Genomic DNA, 23,366 nt, shown 5'->3' with positions numbered 1-23,366 from the left:
ATGAGATTAACAAGAAAAAAAAGGAATTTGTTTACCGACTCATATTTTTTTCATTCCCTTTTATCTGCCTAACAAAAAAAAAGTGCCGGTTACTAGCTTAGTAACTGACACTTTGTAACTCATATCTGTTGAAACTTAAGCATCTTTTGCCTTAGCAACTACAGCTTTGAAAGCTTCCGGGTGATTCATAGCTAAATCGGCCAAAACCTTACGGTTTATTTCAATGCCGGCTTTGTGCAGACCACCCATCAGTTTAGAATAAGACATTCCTTCAAGACGTGCGGCAGCGTTGATACGTTGTATCCAAAGAGCACGGAAGTTTCTTTTCTTATTTCTACGGTCACGGAACGCGTAAGTCAACCCCTTTTCCCAAGTGTTTTTAGCTACGGTCCATACATTCTTTCTCGCACCAAAGTAACCTCTGGTCAATTTCAAAATTTTCTTTCTTCTTGCTTTTGAAGCAACATGATTTACTGATCTTGGCATAGTTTTACTTTTTTTGAATGTTAGCGCCGCTACTTCACGCAGCGAACTTCAGGCTAATGCATTCGGTTAATACTTTAATAATACTTTTACGCTTTTGATTACTTCATCGCTAAGAGTTCCTTAACCTGGCTTACATTTGTTGTATCAACAGTTGTGGAGTAGCACAGATTTCTTTTTCTCTTCTTAGTTTTCTTAGTCAAAATATGACTATGAAAAGCGTGCTTTCTTTTGATTTTACCTGTTCCGGTAAGGGTAAACCTTTTTTTAGAACCGGAGTTAGTCTTCATCTTTGGCATCTTACTTGTTTTTAAATTATTAAATATATAATGGCAACGCACTATACCTGCGCGTTACGCATCCTCTTATTCTGCACTCATTTCCGGCTTCTCTGCTTTTTGTGCAGGAGCAGCATGTTTGGGTGCTCCGCCCGTTGCAGGCTTTTTAGAAGCTTCTTTCTTCTTTGGAGAAAGCTGAATAGTCATACGTTTTCCTTCCAATATCGGCATTTGATCCACCTTTGCATAATCTTCCAAATCATTTGCAAAACGAAGCAAAAGTACTTCACCCTGTTCCTTGAAAAGGATAGAACGACCTTTGAAGAATACATAAGCCTTCACTTTATCGCCATCTTCCAAAAACCCTTTGGCATGTTTCAACTTAAAGTTGTAATCATGGTCATCTGTCTGGGGACCAAAACGAATCTCCTTCACATTAATCTTCACCTGCTTTGCTTTCTGTTCCTTCTGACGTTTCTTTAATTGATAAAGAAATTTAGAATAATCAATAATACGACAAACAGGGGGTTGAGCATTAGGAGAAATTTCCACTAAATCCAATTCTTTTTCTTCAGCCATTTTCAGAGCCTGAAAGATTGGATATACTTTCGGTTCAATATCATCGCTTACTATGCGAACTTCCTTGGCACGAATCTGTTCATTGATTCTGTATTGCCCTTTTAGAGTGTCATTCTTCATTAAAAACGTTTACTTCCTGATTTGTTCTTTTTATTGTTATACTAAATATTTTATTCTGAAACGGCTGCAAAGTTACCATTTATTTATCATATTCTGAACTTCTTCATTCAAAATTTTAGCAAATTCTTCAAATTTCATAGTTCCTTTATCACCTTCGCCTTGTCTACGAACAGAAACTTCTCCATTTTCCGCTTCCTTCTCACCGACAATCAACATGTAAGGAATACGTTTCATTTCATTATCACGAATCTTACGACCGATCTTCTCGTTACGATCATCCACAATCGCACGGATTTCATGCACTTTCAGATACGTCTTTACCTGTTCTGCGTATTCATTGAACTTCTCACTGATTGGCAAAATAACTACCTGTTCCGGTGTCAGCCACAATGGGAACTTACCGGCAGTATGTTCAATCAATACGGCGACAAAACGTTCCATTGACCCGAACGGAGCACGGTGAATCATTACCGGACGATGTTTCTGATTATCAGAGCCCATATATTCAAGCTCAAAACGCTCCGGCAAGTTATAGTCAACCTGAATCGTACCTAGCTGCCAACGACGCCCGATAGCGTCTTTCACCATAAAATCAAGTTTAGGACCATAAAAAGCAGCCTCTCCATACTCAATTTTGGCAGGCAAGCCTTTTTCCGCACAAGCCTCGATAATAGCCTGTTCAGCTTTTTCCCAATTTTCGTCGCTACCGATATACTTTTCACGATTCACTTTATCACGCAAAGATATCTGCGCCTCAAAATTCTGGAAATCCATAGAACGGAACACAATAGATATAATATCCATCACACGAAGGAATTCATCTTTCACCTGTTCCGGACGACAGAAGATATGCGCATCATCCTGTGTAAAGCTACGCACACGGGTTAATCCATGCAACTCACCACTTTGTTCATAGCGACAAACCGTACCAAATTCAGCTATACGCAACGGAAGGTCTTTATAAGAACGCGGGAAGTTCTTGTAAATCTCACAGTGGTGAGGACAGTTCATGGGTTTCAAGAAATACTCTTCCCCCTCTTCCGGAGTATGGATAGGTTGGAAAGCATCCTTGCCATATTTTGCATAGTGCCCCGAAGTCACATACAGCAGCTTATTACCGATTGGCGGAGTAATCACCTCCTGATAATCGTAACGTGTCTGTATACGACGCAAGAACTCCTGCAGACGCAGACGTAATGCAGTACCCTTCGGCAACCACATAGGAAGTCCCTTACCTACCGTCTCGGAGAACATAAACAACTGCATCTCCTTACCGATCTTGCGATGATCTCGTTTCTTCGCTTCCTCCAGCAATACCAGATATTCATCCAGCATTTTCTTCTTCGGGAACGTGATGCCATAAATACGGGTCAACATCTTACGATCTTCATGACCACGCCAGTAAGCACCCGCCACAGAAGTTAATTTAATAGCTTTGATCGGAGCAGTCGTCATCAAGTGAGGACCACGGCAAAGATCAGTAAACGCCCCCTGGGTATAAGTCGTAATGTGTCCATCTTCCAGTTCGGAAATCAATTCACATTTATATGTTTCTCCACGGTCACCAAACATTTTCAAAGCATCTGTCTTTGCAATGCTTTTTCTGACCACGTCTTCTTTCTTTGCAGCCAGTTCCAACATTTTTGCTTCAATGGCAGGAAGGTCACTTTCTTTAATCACGGCTTCACCCGGATCCACATCATAATAGAATCCGTTTTCAATAGCCGGTCCGATACCAAACTGAATACCCGGATAAAGCTCCTGCAAAGCCTCCGCCAACAAGTGTGCACTTGTATGCCAGAACGCATGCTTACCTTCTTCATCCTCCCATTTATAAAGAATAAAATTAGCATCTTCATCAATAGGACGTCCTAAATCATAAGTCTCGCCATTCACCCCACATGCCAGCACCTCCTGTGCCAGACGCGGACTGATACTTTCAGCAATCTGCAAACCGTTCACCCCTTCGTTATACTCACGAACAGAGCCATCGGGAAATGTTATCTTTATCATAATATGATGATGTTATATTTTCCATAATTTGAACGCAAAAGTAACTAAATCTTTTGAGTTTTCTGTTTTTTATCAAAAAAATGTTATTCCGACTGATCCGTAAAACGTTTGATAACATTATAAGCGGACACAATCCCCAACTCACCGGCTTTACTCAGATCAGAAATTCCAAGTTTATTATTACCTAAGAAAATATGAGTAAGCCCACGGTTGAAATAAGCATCTGCAAAATCCGGATTCAGTTCGATAGCCTTATCATAATCGGTAATCGCGGCCCGGTAATCTTTCAGCATAGCCGAAACATTAGCACGATTATAATACGCATATACAAAGTCCGGAGCCAGATTAATCACCTTATCCAAATCTTTTCTGACCACTTCATAATCTACCGCAGTAATCTCTTTGCGCTTATTATCACCCGGAACAACATCTGTTTCGACAGCTTGTTCAGCCTTTTGATATTCCAACTGTTTACAACGGATCAACGCACGCATAAAATATGCCGGGAAGAAATCGCCATCCAACATGATGGCCTGGGTCAAATCTGATACCGCACTCGAGAAGTCCTGCACCAGATAAAAATCAATCGCGCGGGCAAAACGTTTCGAAGCATTCTTGTCATCTTCCACAATCGCCGATGTATGCGTATCAATCAAGGCAAAATGAACTTTCACCTGTTCTTCCGTCAACGGAGCTTCCATATTTGTGATACGAAGACGTTTCGGAAGTATACCCGTACGGTTCATGTCTTCAATATATTTATGGAAGTTCACCGAACGCTTCACGTCACTCATCTTCTCATAATAAGTCAAAGCGAACATCGCTTCCAGCGTTATATTCACGTTCTTATCCTGCACTCGTCCACGATAATCACTTGTATAACGTTGTTCCACTTCCGAGTCATCCGCAATCACTATCTTACGATAGTTATTCATATTCTTATCAGACTTCTTACGGGTTTTCTCTCCCTCTTCACCATCGTTCTCCTTATCTTTGTCCGCATTCTGTGCTACATCCTTATTCGTCACACCGTTTTGCTTGTCTATCTGTGCTTTCATAACTCTAAATTCATCCTGCTCGGCCCCTTTCTTATCTCCAATCTTCCTGCGGGCTTCCGAACGCTGATAATATCCGGTGAGGAAATTTGGATACTGATTGATAACAGTGGTATAGTCTTGTATAGCTCCGCGATAATCACCTGTTTGTGCACGCAGCAATCCACGGTTAAAGACAGCCATCATATTATCCGGCTCCATCTTGATGACAAAATCAAAGTCTTCAATAGCTCGGTTATCATCCCCTACCCGAGCACGTAACAGACCACGATTATAGTGACCGATAAAATTATTCGGATCAATATCCAATGCCAGATCGTAATCGCTCATGGCACCTCTCAAATTATTTTGGTGAAACCGGGCCAATGCACGGTTAATATAAATTCCCGCATTCTTAGCACTCAACGGAATAGCACGGTTGAGATCCGCCTCCGCTTCTGCATACCGGGCCTGCTGCAATTTCACAATCGCTCTTGCAACCCACGCGTCCGGATCATATTTATCCAAATCTAGCGCTTTATTGAAGTCATTCAAGGCAGCAATCGTATCCTTCTGTTGCAAAGCCACTTCCCCCCTCATCAGATAAGCGCGGGTATAACGCGGGGATACTTTCAGTAAACTTTCCAAATCATCTTTCGCAGAATTATAATCTTTCTTTTGGATGTGAGATAAGGTCAGATTATGCCACAAGGTGATATTCTCCGGATCATAATGCAATGCTTTCTTATAATCCTCAATCGCCCCATCGAATTTACTCTGACGAATCCTTGCCAAACCACGAATTTGATAAGCACCCACCACAAACGGATTGCGTTGGATAGCTGCATCACAGTCCGCCTCAGCACCTTGAAAATCCTCCAGATTCAGTTTTGCCAATGCCCTGAAGAAATAAGGTTCATACAAATAAGGCTTAGCGTTAATAACCTGGTTAAAGTACTGAATAGAAAGAACATAATCCTCAAAATAAAGAGCGTTTCGAGCAATAGTCATCACCCGATCCGTATTTATCTGCGCACACACCAGCGTTGGGAACAGTAATAAAACGGTTAAGATTCTTTTTATCATTGATATTTTATACTTGTAAACGAAGCAAAAATAATGCTTTTCGCTTACTTAACAGGGATATAAACGTTTTTTATCTTTATTTTACCTGTTTCATCTTATAAGAACTACGCGCTTTGCCTTTCAACATCGTATTCAGTTTTCCTTTAATCATCTGCTTACGGAGTGCCGAGATATGATCGATAAACATTTTACCATCCAAATGATCAAATTCATGTTGCATCACCCGAGCCAGATAACCTTCCACCTCTTCCTCATGCTCCACAAAATTTTCGTCCATATATTTCACGCGAATCTTATTACCTCTTTTCACTGTTTCATGAATACCGGGAAGACTTAGACATCCCTCCTCCATATTCACTTTCTCCCCCCTACTTCCAGAATATGGGGATTGATATAAGCCTTATTAAAGTCTTTAAATTCAGGATATTCTTCCGAAAGAGGATCCAATGTAATTGTGACTACGCGAATAGGCAAGCCGATCTGTGGAGCGGCCAATCCTACACCGTCCGCATGTACCATTGTTTCAAACATGTTCTCGATCAACTCTTTCAGATTCGGATAATCCGGTGTTATATCCTCTGCAACCTTTCTCAATACAGGTTGACCATATACATAAATAGGTAAAATCATATTTTATACTCTACTAAAAAATTAAATTATTCTTATGTCCTATATACTACGTTTACTCTCCAAATATGTTTGCAAAATAATAGTAGCACTTATCTCGTCCACCAATGCTTTATTTTGTCGGTCTTTTTTCTTCAAACCAGCCTCCAGCATGGTACGGTGTGCAAGAACAGAAGTGAAGCGTTCGTCCACATATTCGACCGGAAGATCCGGGTAGCGCTTTTTCAGCGACCGAACAAAAGGCTCTATATTCTTCATATTCTCCGAAACCTCATTATTCATTTGCTTAGGCAGTCCAATAATAATCCGCTCCACCGGTTCTTTTGCTATATATGCACCGATAAAGCCCAGAAGCTGATGTGTAGGCACAGTCGTCAATCCGTTTGCGATCAACTGCATTGTATCGCTCACAGCTATTCCGGTACGCTTTCTTCCATAATCTATTGCTACTATTCTGCTCATGGGGTACAAAAATACAAAAAAGACGCTTCCCGTGAAAGGAAACGCCTTTTTTATTCTATTATTTCAAAAGTATATTATTCTTCAACAATAGCTACACGGCTCAACTTAGCGTCATCATAGAACATGTTGTCTACACCACCCTTGTAATCAACCTTCAATTGAGAAGCAGAAACACCAAATTCATTAACCATCAGGTCACGAACTGCTTCAGCTCTCTTCTTACTCAACTTCATGTTGTATTCAGCAGAACCAGTACCCTTATCAGCATATCCGGTTACAGTAAATACTTTATCAGTTGCTTTGATACCCTTAGCCATCGCTTCGATATTCATGTATTCTCTCTTGCTGATGTTGCTCTTTCCGATATTGAATACAACAACCAGACGTGGAACGAATCCGGCTTCTTTCTTAACGATCACTTCCGGTTTCTTGTTACGAGCTTCCACCAAGTCACGTTTCAAAGATTCGTTTTCACTCTTCAGAGCGTTAACTCTGTCTCTCATATCGTTCAACTGGCTTTCCGGAACCATCGGTACAGTAGGAACAGCATTCCAACCACGTTTCTTAAATTTGTAAGTAAGCCCAACAGTCACACCGGCCATACCTTCTTTGCTTGCGCCACCAAAAGCATTTTTCATTAACAATCCACGCAATTCCACATTCAGATCCCATGCTGAAGACAAACGGAAACGGTTAATCAAACCTGCATTTAGACCAAGATTATTCTCGACCGGTTTTGTCCATGAATGTACTAGACCAACACCTACATAAGGAATAAATGAATAAACACGCTCTTCATTATATCCGCAGAACATATTAGAAAGGTTGAACATCACATCACCATGGAAATTAGCAACATTCCATTTTTGTTTGTAATACCCATTCGAATAAGTGCCACCTTTTACATAAAGATCATCTGCTTCCGGAGATGCCCCTTTAGCCTGAAGGCCATTATATGCAACACGCAATCCCAATCCCGGAGTAAACCACTTACCTACGGCAATATCAAGCGCCGGAGCAATACGTTTTCCAAAACTAGCCTTACTGTCGTTGTCACCAAAGTACATTTGTGCACCAACTCCACCGCTGATAAACCAGTTAGCACCAAAGCGATTCGTTTCCACACTATAACTCTTTGCTGCATTTTCTTTTTCTTGTGCAGGCAGACATACAGAGGCTGCTGCCAATAAAATAAACAATAAACCCTTTTTCATCTCTAGTTATTTTAGTAAATAATATATTCAAAATTGTCTTACAGGATAGATGCACATCAAATGCCCTATACCTGACAAAGAGACAATAAACATCCCCTTCTTTTAAAATTTAGTGCAAATATAGATATTTAATATAATACAAACAAAAAAACACGTAATTTTTCATTCATCAACAGATTCTCATAGAACAACTATACTTTATTAATATATCAGTTTTACATTGTCAATCCATAGCGTATTTCCCGGAGAGCCAATATAAGCCCCTCCATGACTGGAAGTAAACTGAAGACACATGTGAGTCGGAACATCTTTTTCATTCCCCCAAGCCACCTCATGGATAGGCACACTTTCACCTTTGCTGTTCACCGTATAGTTTTCGGTCACTTGCAGACGCATCATATGAGACTTATATTCCGGACGATTCGTTATGTCACCATACATAATCTCATAAGTTGCATTATTTTTCCAGTCCGTAGAATGATAGTAATAAGTCACCATTGTCCCTATCCGTTTCGCATACACATTACCATTGGCATCCTCCCAGCGTTTCTGCAAAAACAGGATAGCTGCCGGATAATCTTTTCCGGGAACATCTGTAATCTTGCTGAAACCGGTAGCACGGATACGATTCTCCCGGTCAGACATCTTCACTTTGTAATCAAACTGAAGAGCAACCGGCTTCTTTGTAAACGGAATACCGGTCTGCAACATTTTCTGTGGATTTTTAGTACCCTTAATCGGCTCATGCATCGAACCGGTGAAAATAGAACCTGCTGCCAATACCGTAATATTAACAATTCCTAATACCTTTACACTCTCCATGCGTGTATCCAAACGGGCGCAATATCCATCTCCCCGTTTCTCCGGAAAGACCGAAGTATTAGTTTTCGTTATACCGGCAACCTTCGCCATTACATTCGAAGTACCCCAAGGCGATCCGCCCATATTTTTATAAGCCTGATCTCCCTTGATCACCATCGTTGGTCCTATCGCATATACATTCTTCGTATTCCCACCAATAATGCTCGACTCCTTTATCTGACGGTCCACCCATTGGTCCATATCCCCAAAAGGGAGCATTTCAACTTTATGCTGCGCCATCAAAGACAAAGAAGAAATAAATGCAACGCAAGCTGTCATCAACAGTCGATGAACGTTTTTCTGAATCATCAATACTATTCCTTTCTTTTTCTTCTTATAAATTATAATTCCATTGCTTCAAAGCAAAACCCCAGTTCTCCTCTACCAAACGGATCGTACGGTCATCGTATTTATATTTATTCTTCTTATATCCCTTCTTTCCGCCCACATATTTCTCTATATTACTACGTGCTTCGGCAAATCCTGGAATAGAAAGAGACTGATAAACAGTTTCCGTCATACCCATCGCATCCGCTTCGAAATCTTCAAACCTCACTTCCATCAAGTTACCCTCCGGAATAAATTTCTTATCCGATTCATACTTATGATAAAGCTTGGCATAAATAGAAAGGATATTTTCCTCTAACTGTTCATTGCTAATATCCTGCAATTTCAGCGGCTGAATCGTATTAGTAAAGAAACTGCGTGTAGATTCGAATACAGTATACGGATTACGCATCAAGTAAATAAACTTAGCATTCGGGAACATTTTCACCAATTCCTTCACCCTTCCGGTATGCGGAGGATTCTTGCTAAGGAACTGAGTACCATGAGTATTCCACAAAGAAATCTTAATCAACTTAGTGAACACCTCTTCAAACACCTTCAATTCGGCATCCGTTATATCATCAAACAAAAGATATTTATCAGCATATTCCTGTTGATATCTCGGCAGGAACCAGAAATTATAATATGTATAAGGCATCATGTTCGACAAAGCAAACTCCTCTTCCTGGGGAAGATCCACTGCCAGCTCCATATTATCCGTCGGACGCTTATCCGGCATCAGCCAACTCATATTCTTTTTGAAGAAAGGCTGTCCCCACATGATCAGATGAGGGAATACAGTCTGATAAGTAGTGTTATACCCAAAATGCTTGTCACAAGAGAACACATTATGTACAAATGTAGTTCCACTCCGCCAGTGTCCCAGAATGAACACCGGGTCATGCTCCAATGGCTGATTAGCCAACAACTTCTCATAACGCCTGTCTTGTAATGACGCCAGTGGAGAAAGCAATCGGCACACAGCCTTCGTCAATCGGTATTTACCTTTGTAGGCTGCATCAATTTCACGACTGGCGGTGATAGCCTTGAATGTTTTCCAGTCTGCCCCTACCAATGTATTAATCGGAAGTTTGTTAAATTCGAGTAATCCCACTTTATGAATTAAAAATTAAAAATTAAAAAATCTATTTTATGAGTCGCACTGCAAGCCCTTGGCGTTCCAGTTCCTTCACAGCTTTTTCTACCGCTTCGTAATGTTCCGGAGCAATTCCCAATTTTGCCATATCCAATACCGGAATATCCTCCGTGTCACTCATATCTTTCATTTCCACTCGGTCGATAATCATACCTACTGCCGAAGTATTATTGGTGATCGGGTCAATCAGGATAAATGAGCCACAAGATTTATTCTTCTTATAAGGATCAAAGAACAATTCCTTAGCCGTGGTCAGCACCACCCGGGCAATCTGATTCAACTGCAACGGCAACGTTTCTTTAGTCAGCTGACCATTTTCCAGAGACAGATGCTCCATGGTATTCACATCCACCTTATACTTTATCGTATCAATTCGTGTACGGCTCAAATTGGTAGTCTGCTTAATAAAGAATGACTTATTTACATCCATCGGTTCCTCATCCATCCAAACCATCATAGCTTCGAAGTTACGATCCACCGTCGGCAAATTGTCAGGATGCACCAACATTTCACCGCGCGACACGTCAATCTCATCCTCCAGTGTCAAGGTCACAGACTGCGGCGGGAAAGCGTAATCCAATTCCCCGTCATAAGTCACAATGCTTTTCACCTTAGACATTTTTCCGGAAGGAAGAGCCATCACCGTATCCCCCTTACGGACGATACCGGATGCAACCTTACCGCAGAATCCTCTGAAATCCAAATTCGGACGAAGCACATACTGAACCGGAAAACGGAAATCCGTAAAATTATGGTCATTATCAATATGAACCGTTTCAAGGAAATCGAGCAGAGAAACCCCTTTATACCACGGAGTACGTTCCGATTTATCCACCACATTATCTCCATCCAATGCAGAAAGCGGAATGCAATTGACATCAGGAATACCTAATGGAGCAACAAACTCCTTATAGTCAGCCACAATCTCATTAAAACGTTTTTCCGAGAAATCCACCAAATCCATCTTGTTAACAGCCAATACCACATGCTTGATTCCCAGCAAAGACACTAGGAAAGAGTGGCGACGGGTCTGGGTAATCACTCCGGTACGGGCATCCACCAGGATAATAGCCAGGTTAGCCGTAGACCCTCCAGTAATCATATTACGGGTATACTGTTCGTGCCCCGGAGTGTCCGCGATAATAAACTTACGGCCATTCGTTGAGAAATAGCGATAAGCCACGTCAATCGTAATTCCCTGTTCACGTTCAGCCTTCAAGCCATCAAGCAATAACGCATAGTCAATATGCTCGCCTGCGTTTCCGACACGCTTACTATCACGTTCCAGTGCATCCAACTGATCCTCATACAGTTTCTTACTATCAAACAACAAGCGTCCGATCAACGTTGATTTTCCATCATCTACCGAACCCGCAGTCAACAGTCTCAACAAGTCTTTCTGTTCATCCTTGTCCAGAAAAGCTTTTATATCTAATTTATTATCTGCCATTACTTTTTTAAATTAAAAGTATCCTTCACGTTTCTTTTGTTCCATGCTACCCTCCTGATCAAAGTCAATCACACGGGTAGTGCGTTCACTCTTCGTCGTAGTCATCATTTCTTCCACAATCTCTTCAATCGTAGCAGCTCCACTTTCCACCGCCCCTGTCAAAGGCCAGCAGCCCAACGTACGAAAACGAACCATCTTCATTTCAATCTGGTCACGGTACTTTTCAGGCAAACGGTCATCATCCGCCATAATGAGATTACCATCCAGATTAATCACCGGACGCTCTTTAGCATAATACAGCGGAACGATCGGAATATTCTCCAAACGGATATACTGCCAAATATCCAGTTCAGTCCAGTTGCTAATCGGGAATACACGGATACTTTCCCCCTTATGTACGCGGGCATTATAAATATCCCACAATTCAGGACGCTGATTTTTCGGGTCCCATTGGTGAAACCTATCCCGGAAAGAGAAAATACGTTCCTTCGCGCGTGACTTCTCCTCATCACGACGAGCACCGCCAAATGCAGCATCAAACTTATACTTATCCAATGCATGAAGCAAAGCCTGCGTCTTCATCAAATCCGTATGCACTTTACTTCCATGCGTAAAAGGTCCCACCCCTGCATGAAAAGCCTCCATATTACTTTCAACGATCAGATTCCATCCGTACTTTTTCGCATATTCATCACGAAACTGAATCATCTCCTTGAACTTCCATTTCGAATCGATATGCATCAATGGGAATGGCACTTTCCCTGGATAAAACGCTTTTTCAGCCAAGCGTACCATCACTGAGGAATCCTTTCCGATACTGTAAAGCATCACCGGATTCTCAAATTCCGCCGCCACCTCGCGAATGATATGAATAGACTCGGCTTCGAGTTCTTTCAAGTGGCTTAATTTATATTCTTCCATATTTATTTCATTTTATACACTTCACTTTGGGCAAAACAAGCTCCAACAGACGGTTCACCGACTCCTCCAACGTCAATTGGGAAGTATCCAGTGACAAAGCCGGCTGTTCGGGAACCTCGAAAGGTGCAGAGATCCCTGTAAAATTCTGAATTTCCCCTTTCCGTGCCTTCGCATACAACCCTTTCACATCACGTTTCTCACATACCTCCAGCGGAGTACTAACAAAAACCTCCAGAAAATCATCCTTACCAATAATGTTTGCAGCCATTTCGCGAATATCATTATTAGGGCTGATAAATGCAGCAATCGTAATGATACCACTATCCAGAAACAACTTCGACACTTCCGCTATGCGACGGATATTTTCCACCCGGTCCGTTTCGGAGAATCCCAGGTTATTATTAATTCCACTACGGATATTATCCCCATCCAAGATACGGCAAAGTAATCCGCGCTTATGAAGTTCACGTTCCAATGCAATGGCAATCGTACTCTTTCCTGAACCGCTCAATCCGGTAAACCAGATCATCACGCTGTGTTGCCCCAACAGTTCTTCTTTATCCTGCCGCGTCATCATGCGGTCAAATATCGGATATATATGATTCTTTTCTTCCATTTACAGATTCAATTATTAAAAGTTCCAGATCAACGGGATCAGAATAATAGAAATTAAGAAAGTGATGATATTAAGCGGTAACCCGATACGTACAAAATCCGTAAACTTATAGTTACCGATACCTTGCACAATCAAATTAGTCTGATAACCGATCGGTGTCGAGAAGCTGGCAGATGCAGCCATACAGATCACCACAAAGAAAGGGGTAGGACTGACTCCCAATTGGGAAGCAATCGACAATGCCAGCGGGAAAGCCAAGGCAGCAGCTGCATTATTCGTTATCAGTTCCGTAAACAAATTCGTAATGATAAACAACATTGCGAGCAACACATGCGGGCCGTAATCATCACTCAACCCGATAATAAACCTTGCAACGCTATCCGCCACCCCGGAGTTTACCATCGCCTTACTGATGGCAAAAGCACAAGCAATAGTAATCAGAATATCCCACGAAATATATTTAGTATATTTACGGGCAGGGAACAGATTCGTCCATGCCATAATAATAGTCGTAATAGACACAAAGAAAAACATATCCAGCTTGATATCCGGAAACATCTCCTTAGTTACCGGAAGCTCCCCCACCGTTGCGCCGACAATCATCAAAACCAGCAACAACAAAGCAAGCCAACGCTTCTTTTTCCCTGTAATATCCGGCTCATTCCCATTCGTCAACAAGACAAACACAGAAGATTCCCCCCATGTCGGTATAAACGTATCATCAGCCATCACAACCAACGTATCCCCTTCGTGGAGCACCACATCCTCCAGATTCGACACAAAACGTTGTCCGCTGCGTGTTTTAATCTCTTTTACCTCCGCACCGTAATGGCGTTGGAAATTAAAATCCTTCAGTTTTTTATTGATACCGGGAAAACGGGCACCCAACACAGCCTCTACCCGATGCAACCTCCCCCCTTCCTCTACTTCCTCATCCGGCACAGCCGTATCCGGACGTGCATCCGGCAAAAGACGTTTGGAAAAAAGAAATATATAAATGATTCCGGCAATAGCGATAAAAATACCCACCTTTCCGAGTTCGAACATAGAAAAGCCTTCGAATCCTGCTTCCAATATCATACCGTGCACCACCAGATTGGTAGAAGTACCGATCAATGTACAGATACCTCCCAAAATAGTCACATAAGAAAGAGGAATCAGAAACTTCGTAGCCGGGAGACTCACCGACTTAGCCCAATGCTTGATAATCGGAGCAAAAATAACCACAACAGGCGTATTATTCAGAAAAGCGGAAATAAATGCCACCGAAGGTAAGATACGCAACTGTGCCTTAAATACAGTCGTCTTTCCTTGCGGAAGCAATTTCTTAATCACTTGTCCTAATGTGCCCGACTGGCGGATCCCCTCACTCACCAGAAACAACAGAGCAACGGTAATCATCCCTTTGTTGCTAAACCCTTCCAACATCTCCTTAGGAGTCAGAATGCCGGCACACAGAAACAAAACCACTACCGAAAAAAGTATCATGCCCGGTCGCATCTTATCCGCCACCAAAGCCGCTACCATTCCTAATAGGCATAATAGTACAAATACAATTTCAAATGTCATATAAACATTATTTAATGTTCTCTTTTGGGCTCAACGATAAACCACGGATTCAATAAATCCTCCTTATTATATCGTAGAGGTTCTTCCTTTCCGGCCTGATACACTTCCATTCCTGCGGCACGGGCTATCGCATGTCCGGCAGCCGTATCCCACTCCATCGTGGGAGCGAAACGTGGATATACATCAGCCTTACCTTCAGCCACCAGACAGATTTTAATAGAGCTTCCGCTCGAAATCAGTTCCACACTGCCGTATTTCTTCCTCAAATCTGCAATATATAATTCAGTCTCAGGTGACAGATGCGAACGGGAAGCAACCACTATCAGATGATCGTGCACCTCCTTCAAAGGCATCTGTTCCGATTTCCCAATCAACTTCTCCAATGAAACGCTGTCCTCATCCAGACTCACAATACCGGAACATTTATAAGCCCCTGTACCTTCGATCCCGAAATAAAGTTCTTTTTTCACGGGCACATAAATAACGCCGAACACAGGTACAGCGTTCTGCACCCAAGCAATATTTACCGTAAATTCTCCATTACGCTTAATAAACTCCTTCGTTCCATCCAGTGGATCTACCACCCATAAAGTATCCCACTCACATCGGGTCTCATACCCTAAATGCTTCCCTTCTTCACTAAGAACAGGAAAAGGAGTATCATTCAGAACGGCCACAATTGCTTCGTGCGCTTTTCTGTCTGCAATAGTCAGCGGAGAGTTGTCAGCCTTCCTCTCTATTTCAAAGTCCGACGCCGGATCATTATAAATAGAAAGAATCTCTCCACCTGCTTTTAGAGCCGCGTCGATAGCAGCCATTACATATTTTTGTTCCATTCAATCTCTAAATTAAAGCCCTATTCACATTCAGGCAATACATCCTCCCAATTAAGAGTAGACAAATGTAAAAACTTTCTTTACTATAAAAGTTTCCCCACTATCATTTATAACTTCTTTTAGTAGAATGATAAAAATATCTAAACGAAGAGCCACTCCTTCTCAATAAAAAAGCAGTAACTTCCCAGTTACCGCCTTCCTATCCGGAAAAAACATGGGTTCTTTCCAATATATATTACCAAAAAGAAATCAATATACACGATACAGCAGCCAAGCTCCCTGAAAATCCGAACGGTTCGGATATTTAGCCTTGAATGCATCGCGAGCTTCAGCAGCAGCAGACTTGTCAGCAAATGAGCTCACAATCACACGATACATTGCCTTATCAGCATTAAATGCAATCGTAGAGTGATATCCCTGCCCGTCCAACCAATCTTTCAGGCCTTCCGCATTCGCTTTCACTCCAAAGCTACCTACCACAACGCTATAATCCTTCAGTCCTTCGTTACCGGAAACCACTGTAACCTTTTCCTGACGAACACCGGATGTATCTGCCACTTTGGTAGTTGTTACAGGAGCTGCAACCACTGGAGTAACCTCTACCGGAGCTTCCACCTGCGGTTCTGCCAATTCTTGTTGTTTTGCTTTCTCGTAAGCTTTCTTATAGGCACTTTCACTGGATTTACAAGATGTAAATGCCAGCACCAAGCATACTCCCATTCCTAATACGACTAATCTTTTCATATTCCTATACTCTGTTTTAATTAATAATTCAATATTCTCGTCTATTATATTTAGTTTCGGGCAACAAAATAATGGAAATTTTATCACCCGACAAAGAAATCCGTCCAAAAAAAACTTCTATCCCGGCTTCTTCTTATACGAAACAGTACTTGTCGCCTGACAAGTAGGTAACAAAACCACTTCCGTATTTGAAAACAAAGGTACGCCTTAACCTTCAAAGGTCAGCTACAAGAGCCCGTTAAATAAGATTAAACCATAAAAGAAAAAAAGAATGATAAAACGAACCACTTTTTTTCAGTTTTCACGAACAACCTTTCAATAAAAATGTTATATTTGTTGTATTATAATCATTTTAAACATTATACATTATGAAAGGATTGAATGTTTTAGCAGCTTTTTTGGGTGGTGCAGCCGTAGGTGCAGCCCTTGGTATTTTATTTGCTCCTGAAAAGGGAGAAGATACCCGTCATAAAATCTCAGAGATTCTTCGTAAAAAAGGAATCAAGCTTAATCGCAGTGAAATGGAAACTCTCGTTGACGAGATCGCTTCCGAAATAAAGGGAGAAATAGCAGAATAAGTGAGTAACCAAAGAAAGAGTAAAAACAGAGCGACTATGTTTGCAGACGATAAAAGTATTGAGAATTTTCAGCAGTTATTTTGCGAGTTCAAGAAATATCTGGAACTTCAAAAAGAATATACCAAATTAGAACTGACGGAGAAGTTAACCATACTTTTTTCCACGTTAATCATGGTATTAGTACTTATTATCTTGGGCATGGTTGCCCTGTTTTATCTTCTTTTTGCTCTTGCTTATATATTGGAGCCTTTTGTGGGCGGTCTGATGTCGAGTTTCGCCATCATAGCAGGCATCAATGTTGTTCTCATTGTCCTGGTTATTATTTTCCGCAAGCAGCTCATCATTTCTCCGATGGTGAACTTCCTCGCTAATTTATTTTTAACTGATTCAAATAAATAAATTATGAATGTGCAGACCCCGCAGAAATTCACATTAGAAGAGATTGCCGAACGTAAAAAGAAGCTTTTAAATGAGATCCGCGCTCAAAAAAAAGCCATGACAGCTACTACACGCGAAATATTTGCCCCACTTGCTCCGGCAACCAACAAGGCAGATGCACTCATGCGTTCGTTCAATACCGGTATGGCTGTATTCGATGGCGTAATGATGGGAATCAAGATGATGCGGAAGGTACGGGCGTATTTCAGGAATTTAAGATAATATGAACTTATGCGTCTGCAACACAAGGTCGATGCGCCCCTCACTGGTATGATATTCCACTTTGGTATAAAAGCCCACGAGTTTAAAAACGATAAAAAGCACATTTTCATAATACAATTCCTGCTCGCGAATCACGTCATAACCAGTGTCCGCAAAGAAACTTTGTAGACGACGGAAGAAAGAGTCATAGTCACCGGCTTCCACTTCACGATTCGGGAAACCTAAACGATACATACCAAAACGTTCGTCATACCCCTTAATGGTGAGATATCCGCTCTGGTAAATCACCGGAATAGGGTTGTTGGATTCCGAGTCGATACTATTCAGCACCTGTTCATCTCTTGAAAATACGCCTCCAAGGTAGAGATCAGCAGACTCTTCCCCAAACGTCGCGGACGACTCAAAAAGTAATAACAACCGGTCTTTACCATTTGATACATCAAGGCCGTTTTATCAACATAGAAATAACCGTCTTGACGGATTTTCTCGAAGTTCTGGATACCATTAGGATATATTTTATTGCTCATACATGCTACAACCTTGCTATTATAGGGGTTATATAAAGATACGGTTTTCTTTCTATCAATCATTCATCCATATTCTTTCGCATATACTCACGAAGCAAGGATAAACATTCTACAGTAGTCAACATAATAAATTGCTTTTTATCTATTATAGTTAACCCTTATTCGAGAAAAAACATTATCTTTGTCTGTTAAATAAGAAATTTCAATATTATGAAACGTCTGCTCATAAAGAATTTCGGTCCTATTAAGGAGGCTAATCTTACATTAAGGCAAGTCAATATAATCACTGGTATGCAGAGCTCTGGTAAGAGTTGTGTACTTAAAACCGCATGTTATTGTTCATGGGTAGAGAAACGCTTGGAACTCACTCAAAAGGTCAATGGCTTTGGTAAGGGCAGTGCCTTTATTGACATTATGGCAGACTACTATAAAATGACTGGCTATATTCAAGATTACACATATATCGAATATGAAACTCGCTATTTGAAATTCAGCTACGACCATTCATCTAAAACATTTAAGATGACATGGAAATCTAAGCGTTGGGAATATAAACACCCCAAAGTGAGTTATATACCTGCTGATCGAAATTTGGTAGCTGCAATTCCCGGATGGAGTTCATTATCAATGGATGGGAATATGATTGAATTTATGTCTGACTGGGATAAGGCCCGTAGATTTATCAAGAAAGAAGAAAATTTTCTTGATCTAGGAATGTCATATTCATACGATAGTATGTCTAATTCTGATAAAATTCAATTGAAAAATGGAAAACCTTTGATGCTTAGAGAGAGCTCAAGCGGTGTTCAATCACTTCTTCCAATGTATGTTCATTTGGATTATCTTGTAAATGGTCAATACCAAGATCGTACCGGTAAGATTTCATACGATCAAAAAGGGGAGCGTAGAAACTTACTTTCTACAATTTATAATAAAATCAGGAGTAAGGGGAAAATTGTTAATTCAGAAATCGTAACAATAGAAGGATATGATTATAACTTCGGAGGCCATGAAGAAGCAGATCGTTTTAAAGTTATGTATAATAAATATATCAATGTGGATCATAGTGAAATATTCCTTGAGGAACCTGAGAATAATCTATTCCCTCCTACACAATGTAAGTTTGTGAATTGGTTATTAGATGCTATTAAAGGACATAATGATATGTTGTTTATAGCAACCCATAGTCCATACGTTCTTAACCAACTTATAAAGGTTGCTCCCGAAGGCATGAATGTACTGTTTACATATCCTTCTAATGATACAGAAAGGACATATTGCGTAAGACAATTAAACGAAGAGGAAACTCATGAAATATATGATAATGGAGTGGATATGTTCTTTAATTTCGAGTTATATATATGAAACAGAACAAACTACTACATATAATGCCTGAGTGTTTCGTTGATACTAACCTTATAGAATATCTATTGAATGCAGGTGTTAATCATCAACATTGTTGCTCTAAGGTTGTAGGACAATTGAATTCTACTTTTGCAGACAAGTTCGCTATTGGAATTATTGATAAGGATAAAGTTCAACTTGGCTATATCCGAGAATGTGATATCATAGCCCAAACCGAACATTTGACATTGATGAAACATCGTGAACGCCATCAGTATCTTATAACAATTGCTCCAGCAGTAGATAAATTTATTTTAGATTGTGCCGAAGAACAAATGATTGATCCTAATAGTTTTGGTTTGCCGACAGAATTTAAGAAGTTTACGGACGAATCAAAAAAGGTATCTTCCAACTCAGATCCGCGTTTTAAGTCTTTGTTTGCTGCGATTAAAGATAATAGTGAAATTCATTCTCTTAAAATGGCATTAAAGTATTTATGTGAAAATAGATACACACCTGACAGTGCACATCTGAAAGAAATATTTGTCGGTCAATAAGAAATATAGCTATTAATAACACACAAGCACTCTCTAGTCTTTCAATTTCAACACAAACATCGACATCATTACCCTCCTGTTGTTCACCACGAGCGACAGAGCCAAATATCCCCATGCGAGAAGATATTGCCTTTAATCAATCAGCATACTATAAAAAATATATCAACGATCTTCACAGACAGTTGATATATTTAGAATACATATCAGCATATTGCGGATATATAAGGGCCAGATCAAGAATACACCGCTGTATATTTCCTGACCTGCAAAATGTAGGGATCTTCATGTGTGTAGCATGAAGTTAGGGACCTACATATTTTGTTATACTACAAGCTAATAATCTTCAGAATTTAATTAAAAAAGTAAATAGTCAATCTACACCAACCAGCTATCAATTTCATTTAATTGCTATGCTCCTTTCAATAATGCCAATATAAACTGTGGCACTTTCCATGTCATCTTCCCACATTTTCCTACGCTTAGCTCTATCAGTAGAAAGTCCGCCCGTCATCAGATAGCGAACCAATAAGTCACTATCCGCAGAAATCTTATAGCTTTCGTTATAAAAGCCCAGTCTCATCATTACCTCACGCCGGATGCAACAAGTAGGATGGAGCGGAAGCCAACCATGACGCACCTTGTTGAACAGCTTCCAGGAAACCTTGTTGCGAATGCAATATTCCTGAATTGAGATCTTCTAAGGTACTCATTATTGGCTATCTGTGCTGGGACGCTTACGAATCCGTGCTGGGAATTTATCTTTAATGTAGAATAACACACTTGTTATAATTGCCTTATTCCATAACATAGCAAAGCATATCGATGTAACCAGACCGATAATATTACATATTGGATTTCGGATTAAATATATAAATACAAATATGGCGTAAATTCCACACATTATCCAAATATCTTTTGCATCCAAAGTGATATTCATATTACGATTAATATCTTTATGCCGGTATATCGCAAGGAAAAGCATTGCGCTGATTGTTGAAATTGCTGCGGCATATAGCCCTATATATTTTATAAATATGACATTCGTTATGAAATTGACAATTGCCGCAATAAATGCAGTACGCGATACTTGCTTAGTGTCTTTTTTACCTATGTAAATAATGCCATATAATGTTTGAATGATATTGATAATATTGCCAATTACGAATAGCGGAATTAATGGATAAGCTTCATAAAATTTTTCATTAACTAAATATTTGAAGAAAACAGCACAGATCATAATAAGTACGATCCCCCCTGTGCTGAATAGGTTAAAACATTTTTGGGTAATATCAGATATATAAATATCACGATCTTTGTCATTGATGTGTACTGCAACAGATTCAGTCCAAGAGAGATTGAAGATGGCAAACACATTGGTAACAATTGCAGAAAATTTAATAACGACAGCTAATATTCCGTTTGCATGTGTTCCTAACACAACAGAAGCGAGAGTGCGATCTGAAGCACTAATTATCCACCATGATAAACCATTCAAAATTAGCGGGACAGAATAGCGTGCCATTTTCTTCATTAAATTTCTGCAAAGTAAAGAGAAATCAATATATTCACAGACTTCGTCTCTTATTATTATGTAGCAAAAAGCAATGAATTGAGCAATAGCTGTGGAATATAGCATACCCGCAACGCCATACGGGAAAATGATGACAAATATTATATTCAATAAAACAGTCATAATACCAGAGATGGCACTTCCTACAGCATATGACATATTATCACCAAGACCTCTTGCAATCTGAAGAGCAATACACAAAATCGAATTGGTGATAATTCCACTTAAAAATGGTCCAAGGTATTCAAAATCAAGCGATAGAGCAATAGGAAAATATAATATTATAAATAATAATGATGGTCCCATTGCACAAGCTAAGCAATTTGACAGCACACGTGCTGTTTCTTGTTTGTTTCCCCGGGTATCAATAAGGAAACGGAAAATTGACATCTCCATCTGTATCGTTATAACCGGAGAAATCAACAAAATATATGTTAACAACAGATCTATTGTACCATAATCCGACGGAGTGAGAATAGTCGTATATATAGGTAACAATAAGTATGTAATCAGTTGTGTACATACTTTACCAATTGATATAATGAATGTATTCTTTAGTAGTAAGGAGTTACGCCCCATTATGATCTTAAATATGTATTAGTTTATATTTTACAATGAGGTCTTTAATGAGATTTCTGATGGTAAGAAAGATACGTTTCCCGGCAAATTTATAGCAGGTCTCCTTATACGAAGTCTTATAATACGTATTCCAAAATGCATCAATTCGCTTAGGACGTTGCACTGGCATAATCAACTGCATTTGTAATGCCTTTGACAAAGATGTTTCAATATAAGTACAATGTCCTTTTATTATATCCATTAATTTTTTTGCTTCTGATGTGTTGGCAAATACAACGCTCACGCCTTTATTATCTTTAAAGATATCCGAAACTTGATTAATGCCCCAATAGTCCCCTAATGTAATATCACCCTGTCGTGATAGACTGCTGTATTTGCATATATAGCAACTATCTCTAAGCCCATAATTGCTAAAGAACAGGCGTTTATAGCACTGAGTCCAATATGAATGTATTGACGAACCTCCATCTTTAAAAATTATACGGTTAATATTATAATTCCAACCAAAAACTTTATCCCTAAATCGATAATCTGCAACCTTTTTTGAAAAAGAAGTTTCTATCGCTCTTATATGATCTGCAAATAAACGAGGACTCGGGACGCCATGGCAGATCAAATCGCATGTCAACAATTGCTTGCCGGTATTAAGAAACACTTTCTTGATCGCTGCTACTTGGCATGGTGTTCCTATAAAGAGAACCTGTATACCATTAGACAAATCCTGTTTGATAAGAGCATATATATTTGTTATATCACTTTGTACATATTTACTACCTTGTAACCGATATAATTCAGACTCATTTTCTACACGGATATGTTTTACTGTCATATTTTCATCAAACGCAGCTCCGTAAACGGCTCCTCCTTGTTGTAGGATGTGCTTTGAGAGTATCCATGCAATTCCTCCAGAAGAACTATTTGATAACACACCGTTATCGATTATTCTTGCAGCAAGTACAGTTGATGGGAGTGTTTTTGTGTGCTTCCCTTCCGCTTGGCAAATCCGTAGGCACGATTTGCATGAAATACAAATACCTGAATCAATTACAGGCCTTAAAAAACCTTTGTTGTCCGGTTGCATTGAAATGCACTGTTTGGGGCAGATTGCCATACAAGCAGAACACCCGACACACGATTCAAGAGGCAATACAATTCTTTTTTTTGAAGACTGCATA

At 40.1% G+C, this 23,366-nt stretch carries 22 protein-coding genes and 4 pseudogenes; 5 read left to right on the top strand and 21 right to left on the bottom strand.

Annotated elements, in window-relative coordinates; genetic code table 11:
• Positions 1-135: 135 nt before the first annotated feature.
• The 16 genes and pseudogenes from rplT to AB9N12_RS19575 all read right to left on the bottom strand — a co-directional run bounded on the left by rplT (position 136) and on the right by AB9N12_RS19575 (position 16,376).
• Positions 136-486, bottom strand: a complete 351-nt coding sequence (rplT, locus tag AB9N12_RS19650) for a 50S ribosomal protein L20 (RefSeq protein WP_369893763.1) — start codon at positions 484-486, stop codon at positions 136-138.
• Positions 487-584: 98 nt separating this feature from the next.
• The gene (rpmI, locus tag AB9N12_RS19645; protein ID WP_004326827.1) at positions 585-782 is read right to left on the bottom strand and encodes a 50S ribosomal protein L35; all 198 of its coding nucleotides are present in this window, start codon (positions 780-782) and stop codon (positions 585-587) included.
• Positions 783-848: 66 nt separating this feature from the next.
• Positions 849-1,460 (bottom strand): translation initiation factor IF-3, encoded by a 612-nt coding sequence (gene infC / locus AB9N12_RS19640; protein WP_369893762.1) that lies wholly within the window; start codon positions 1,458-1,460, stop codon positions 849-851.
• A gap of 72 nt (positions 1,461-1,532) precedes the next feature.
• On the bottom strand, positions 1,533-3,473 hold the full coding sequence (gene thrS, locus AB9N12_RS19635) for a threonine--tRNA ligase (protein WP_369893761.1): 1,941 nt from the start codon (positions 3,471-3,473) through the stop codon (positions 1,533-1,535).
• Between the two features lie 83 nt (positions 3,474-3,556).
• A complete protein-coding gene (locus tag AB9N12_RS19630) occupies positions 3,557-5,593 on the bottom strand; it encodes a tetratricopeptide repeat protein (RefSeq protein WP_369893760.1) in 2,037 nt (678 codons plus the stop codon).
• A 76-nt stretch (positions 5,594-5,669) separates the two neighbouring features.
• Positions 5,670-6,223 (bottom strand): annotated as a pseudogene (gene def, locus AB9N12_RS19625) (peptide deformylase).
• 39 nt (positions 6,224-6,262) lie between these two features.
• A complete protein-coding gene (ruvX, locus tag AB9N12_RS19620) occupies positions 6,263-6,682 on the bottom strand; it encodes a Holliday junction resolvase RuvX (protein WP_369893759.1) in 420 nt (139 codons plus the stop codon).
• Between the two features lie 74 nt (positions 6,683-6,756).
• Entirely contained in the window at positions 6,757-7,896 is a 1,140-nt protein-coding gene (locus AB9N12_RS19615; RefSeq protein ID WP_369893758.1) for an OmpA family protein, read from the bottom strand.
• 201 nt (positions 7,897-8,097) lie between these two features.
• Positions 8,098-9,066, bottom strand: a complete 969-nt coding sequence (locus AB9N12_RS19610) for a PCMD domain-containing protein (RefSeq protein WP_369893757.1) — start codon at positions 9,064-9,066, stop codon at positions 8,098-8,100.
• A gap of 25 nt (positions 9,067-9,091) precedes the next feature.
• Positions 9,092-10,198 carry a sulfotransferase gene (locus AB9N12_RS19605; RefSeq protein WP_369893756.1) on the bottom strand — a complete coding sequence of 369 codons (1,107 nt, stop codon included), beginning with the start codon at positions 10,196-10,198 and terminating at the stop codon, positions 9,092-9,094.
• Between the two features lie 31 nt (positions 10,199-10,229).
• Positions 10,230-11,690 (bottom strand): sulfate adenylyltransferase subunit CysN, encoded by a 1,461-nt coding sequence (gene cysN / locus AB9N12_RS19600; protein WP_369893755.1) that lies wholly within the window; start codon positions 11,688-11,690, stop codon positions 10,230-10,232.
• A 12-nt stretch (positions 11,691-11,702) separates the two neighbouring features.
• On the bottom strand, positions 11,703-12,611 hold the full coding sequence (gene cysD / locus AB9N12_RS19595; RefSeq protein WP_369893754.1) for a sulfate adenylyltransferase subunit CysD: 909 nt from the start codon (positions 12,609-12,611) through the stop codon (positions 11,703-11,705).
• Positions 12,612-12,618: 7 nt separating this feature from the next.
• On the bottom strand, positions 12,619-13,227 hold the full coding sequence (cysC, locus tag AB9N12_RS19590; protein ID WP_369893753.1) for an adenylyl-sulfate kinase: 609 nt from the start codon (positions 13,225-13,227) through the stop codon (positions 12,619-12,621).
• A 15-nt stretch (positions 13,228-13,242) separates the two neighbouring features.
• Positions 13,243-14,796 carry an SLC13 family permease gene (locus tag AB9N12_RS19585; protein ID WP_369893752.1) on the bottom strand — a complete coding sequence of 518 codons (1,554 nt, stop codon included), beginning with the start codon at positions 14,794-14,796 and terminating at the stop codon, positions 13,243-13,245.
• An 11-nt stretch (positions 14,797-14,807) separates the two neighbouring features.
• On the bottom strand, positions 14,808-15,632 hold the full coding sequence (cysQ, locus tag AB9N12_RS19580; RefSeq protein WP_369893751.1) for a 3'(2'),5'-bisphosphate nucleotidase CysQ: 825 nt from the start codon (positions 15,630-15,632) through the stop codon (positions 14,808-14,810).
• Positions 15,633-15,881: 249 nt separating this feature from the next.
• On the bottom strand, positions 15,882-16,376 hold the full coding sequence (locus AB9N12_RS19575; protein WP_369893750.1) for an SPOR domain-containing protein: 495 nt from the start codon (positions 16,374-16,376) through the stop codon (positions 15,882-15,884).
• 368 nt (positions 16,377-16,744) lie between these two features.
• Here AB9N12_RS19575 and AB9N12_RS19570 point away from each other — a divergent pair, with 368 nt between their 5' ends.
• Genes AB9N12_RS19570 through AB9N12_RS19560 form a run of 3 tightly spaced genes read left to right on the top strand, consistent with a single transcriptional unit; the run spans position 16,745 to position 17,614 of the window.
• Complete coding sequence (locus tag AB9N12_RS19570) at positions 16,745-16,954, top strand: YtxH domain-containing protein (protein WP_369893749.1); 210 nt, start codon at positions 16,745-16,747, stop codon at positions 16,952-16,954.
• Between the two features lie 36 nt (positions 16,955-16,990).
• Positions 16,991-17,353: a phage holin family protein gene (locus AB9N12_RS19565; RefSeq protein ID WP_369893748.1), complete on the top strand. Its 363-nt coding sequence runs from the start codon at positions 16,991-16,993 to the stop codon at positions 17,351-17,353.
• Between the two features lie 3 nt (positions 17,354-17,356).
• Positions 17,357-17,614 (top strand): hypothetical protein, encoded by a 258-nt coding sequence (locus tag AB9N12_RS19560; protein ID WP_369893747.1) that lies wholly within the window; start codon positions 17,357-17,359, stop codon positions 17,612-17,614.
• Here the strand turns inward: AB9N12_RS19560 and AB9N12_RS19555 are convergent.
• Positions 17,615-18,141 (bottom strand): annotated as a pseudogene (locus AB9N12_RS19555) (AAA family ATPase); the annotation flags it as partial.
• A 210-nt stretch (positions 18,142-18,351) separates the two neighbouring features.
• Between AB9N12_RS19555 and AB9N12_RS19550 the strand changes: the two are divergent.
• Together AB9N12_RS19550 and AB9N12_RS19545 are read left to right on the top strand one after the other, a co-directional pair.
• Positions 18,352-19,506: a hypothetical protein gene (locus tag AB9N12_RS19550; protein ID WP_369893746.1), complete on the top strand. Its 1,155-nt coding sequence runs from the start codon at positions 18,352-18,354 to the stop codon at positions 19,504-19,506.
• The gene (locus AB9N12_RS19545; protein ID WP_369893745.1) at positions 19,503-20,042 is read left to right on the top strand and encodes a hypothetical protein; all 540 of its coding nucleotides are present in this window, start codon (positions 19,503-19,505) and stop codon (positions 20,040-20,042) included. The genes AB9N12_RS19550 and AB9N12_RS19545 overlap by 4 nt, the downstream gene beginning before the upstream one ends.
• A gap of 37 nt (positions 20,043-20,079) precedes the next feature.
• Here AB9N12_RS19545 and AB9N12_RS19540 read toward each other — a convergent pair.
• The 4 genes and pseudogenes from AB9N12_RS19540 to AB9N12_RS19525 form a co-directional block, all read right to left on the bottom strand.
• A pseudogene (locus AB9N12_RS19540) lies at positions 20,080-20,157 on the bottom strand (nucleotidyltransferase domain-containing protein); the annotation flags it as partial.
• Positions 20,158-20,450: 293 nt separating this feature from the next.
• Positions 20,451-20,682, bottom strand: a pseudogene (locus AB9N12_RS19535) (glycosyltransferase); the annotation flags it as partial.
• Between the two features lie 69 nt (positions 20,683-20,751).
• Positions 20,752-22,191: a lipopolysaccharide biosynthesis protein gene (locus tag AB9N12_RS19530; RefSeq protein WP_369893744.1), complete on the bottom strand. Its 1,440-nt coding sequence runs from the start codon at positions 22,189-22,191 to the stop codon at positions 20,752-20,754.
• A gap of 7 nt (positions 22,192-22,198) precedes the next feature.
• Positions 22,199-23,365: a Coenzyme F420 hydrogenase/dehydrogenase, beta subunit C-terminal domain gene (locus AB9N12_RS19525; protein WP_369893743.1), complete on the bottom strand. Its 1,167-nt coding sequence runs from the start codon at positions 23,363-23,365 to the stop codon at positions 22,199-22,201.
• Position 23,366 lies beyond the last annotated feature (1 nt).

The organism is Bacteroides sp. AN502(2024), assembly GCF_041227145.1.
Lineage (GTDB): Bacteria > Bacteroidota > Bacteroidia > Bacteroidales > Bacteroidaceae > Bacteroides.
Note: the sequence above shows the minus strand (reverse complement) of the source record. Positions and strands in the feature narration are given on the sequence as shown.

Excerpts from the sequence above, each read along its gene's own strand:
- rplT (WP_369893763.1), bottom strand. The coding sequence starts at position 486 with ATGCCAAGATCAGTAAATCATGTTGCTTCAAAAGCAAGAAGAAAGAAA.
- rpmI (WP_004326827.1), bottom strand. The coding sequence starts at position 782 with ATGCCAAAGATGAAGACTAACTCCGGTTCTAAAAAAAGGTTTACCCTT.
- infC (WP_369893762.1), bottom strand. The coding sequence starts at position 1,460 with ATGAAGAATGACACTCTAAAAGGGCAATACAGAATCAATGAACAGATT.
- thrS (WP_369893761.1), bottom strand. The coding sequence starts at position 3,473 with ATGATAAAGATAACATTTCCCGATGGCTCTGTTCGTGAGTATAACGAA.
- AB9N12_RS19630 (WP_369893760.1), bottom strand. The coding sequence starts at position 5,593 with ATGATAAAAAGAATCTTAACCGTTTTATTACTGTTCCCAACGCTGGTG.
- ruvX (WP_369893759.1), bottom strand. The coding sequence starts at position 6,682 with ATGAGCAGAATAGTAGCAATAGATTATGGAAGAAAGCGTACCGGAATA.
- AB9N12_RS19615 (WP_369893758.1), bottom strand. The coding sequence starts at position 7,896 with ATGAAAAAGGGTTTATTGTTTATTTTATTGGCAGCAGCCTCTGTATGT.
- AB9N12_RS19610 (WP_369893757.1), bottom strand. The coding sequence starts at position 9,066 with ATGATTCAGAAAAACGTTCATCGACTGTTGATGACAGCTTGCGTTGCA.
- cysN (WP_369893755.1), bottom strand. The coding sequence starts at position 11,690 with ATGGCAGATAATAAATTAGATATAAAAGCTTTTCTGGACAAGGATGAA.
- cysD (WP_369893754.1), bottom strand. The coding sequence starts at position 12,611 with ATGGAAGAATATAAATTAAGCCACTTGAAAGAACTCGAAGCCGAGTCT.
- cysC (WP_369893753.1), bottom strand. The coding sequence starts at position 13,227 with ATGGAAGAAAAGAATCATATATATCCGATATTTGACCGCATGATGACG.
- AB9N12_RS19585 (WP_369893752.1), bottom strand. The coding sequence starts at position 14,796 with ATGACATTTGAAATTGTATTTGTACTATTATGCCTATTAGGAATGGTA.
- cysQ (WP_369893751.1), bottom strand. The coding sequence starts at position 15,632 with ATGGAACAAAAATATGTAATGGCTGCTATCGACGCGGCTCTAAAAGCA.
- AB9N12_RS19575 (WP_369893750.1), bottom strand. The coding sequence starts at position 16,376 with ATGAAAAGATTAGTCGTATTAGGAATGGGAGTATGCTTGGTGCTGGCA.
- AB9N12_RS19570 (WP_369893749.1), top strand. The coding sequence starts at position 16,745 with ATGAAAGGATTGAATGTTTTAGCAGCTTTTTTGGGTGGTGCAGCCGTA.
- AB9N12_RS19565 (WP_369893748.1), top strand. The coding sequence starts at position 16,991 with ATGTTTGCAGACGATAAAAGTATTGAGAATTTTCAGCAGTTATTTTGC.
- AB9N12_RS19560 (WP_369893747.1), top strand. The coding sequence starts at position 17,357 with ATGAATGTGCAGACCCCGCAGAAATTCACATTAGAAGAGATTGCCGAA.
- AB9N12_RS19550 (WP_369893746.1), top strand. The coding sequence starts at position 18,352 with ATGAAACGTCTGCTCATAAAGAATTTCGGTCCTATTAAGGAGGCTAAT.
- AB9N12_RS19545 (WP_369893745.1), top strand. The coding sequence starts at position 19,503 with ATGAAACAGAACAAACTACTACATATAATGCCTGAGTGTTTCGTTGAT.
- AB9N12_RS19530 (WP_369893744.1), bottom strand. The coding sequence starts at position 22,191 with ATGGGGCGTAACTCCTTACTACTAAAGAATACATTCATTATATCAATT.
- AB9N12_RS19525 (WP_369893743.1), bottom strand. The coding sequence starts at position 23,365 with ATGCAGTCTTCAAAAAAAAGAATTGTATTGCCTCTTGAATCGTGTGTC.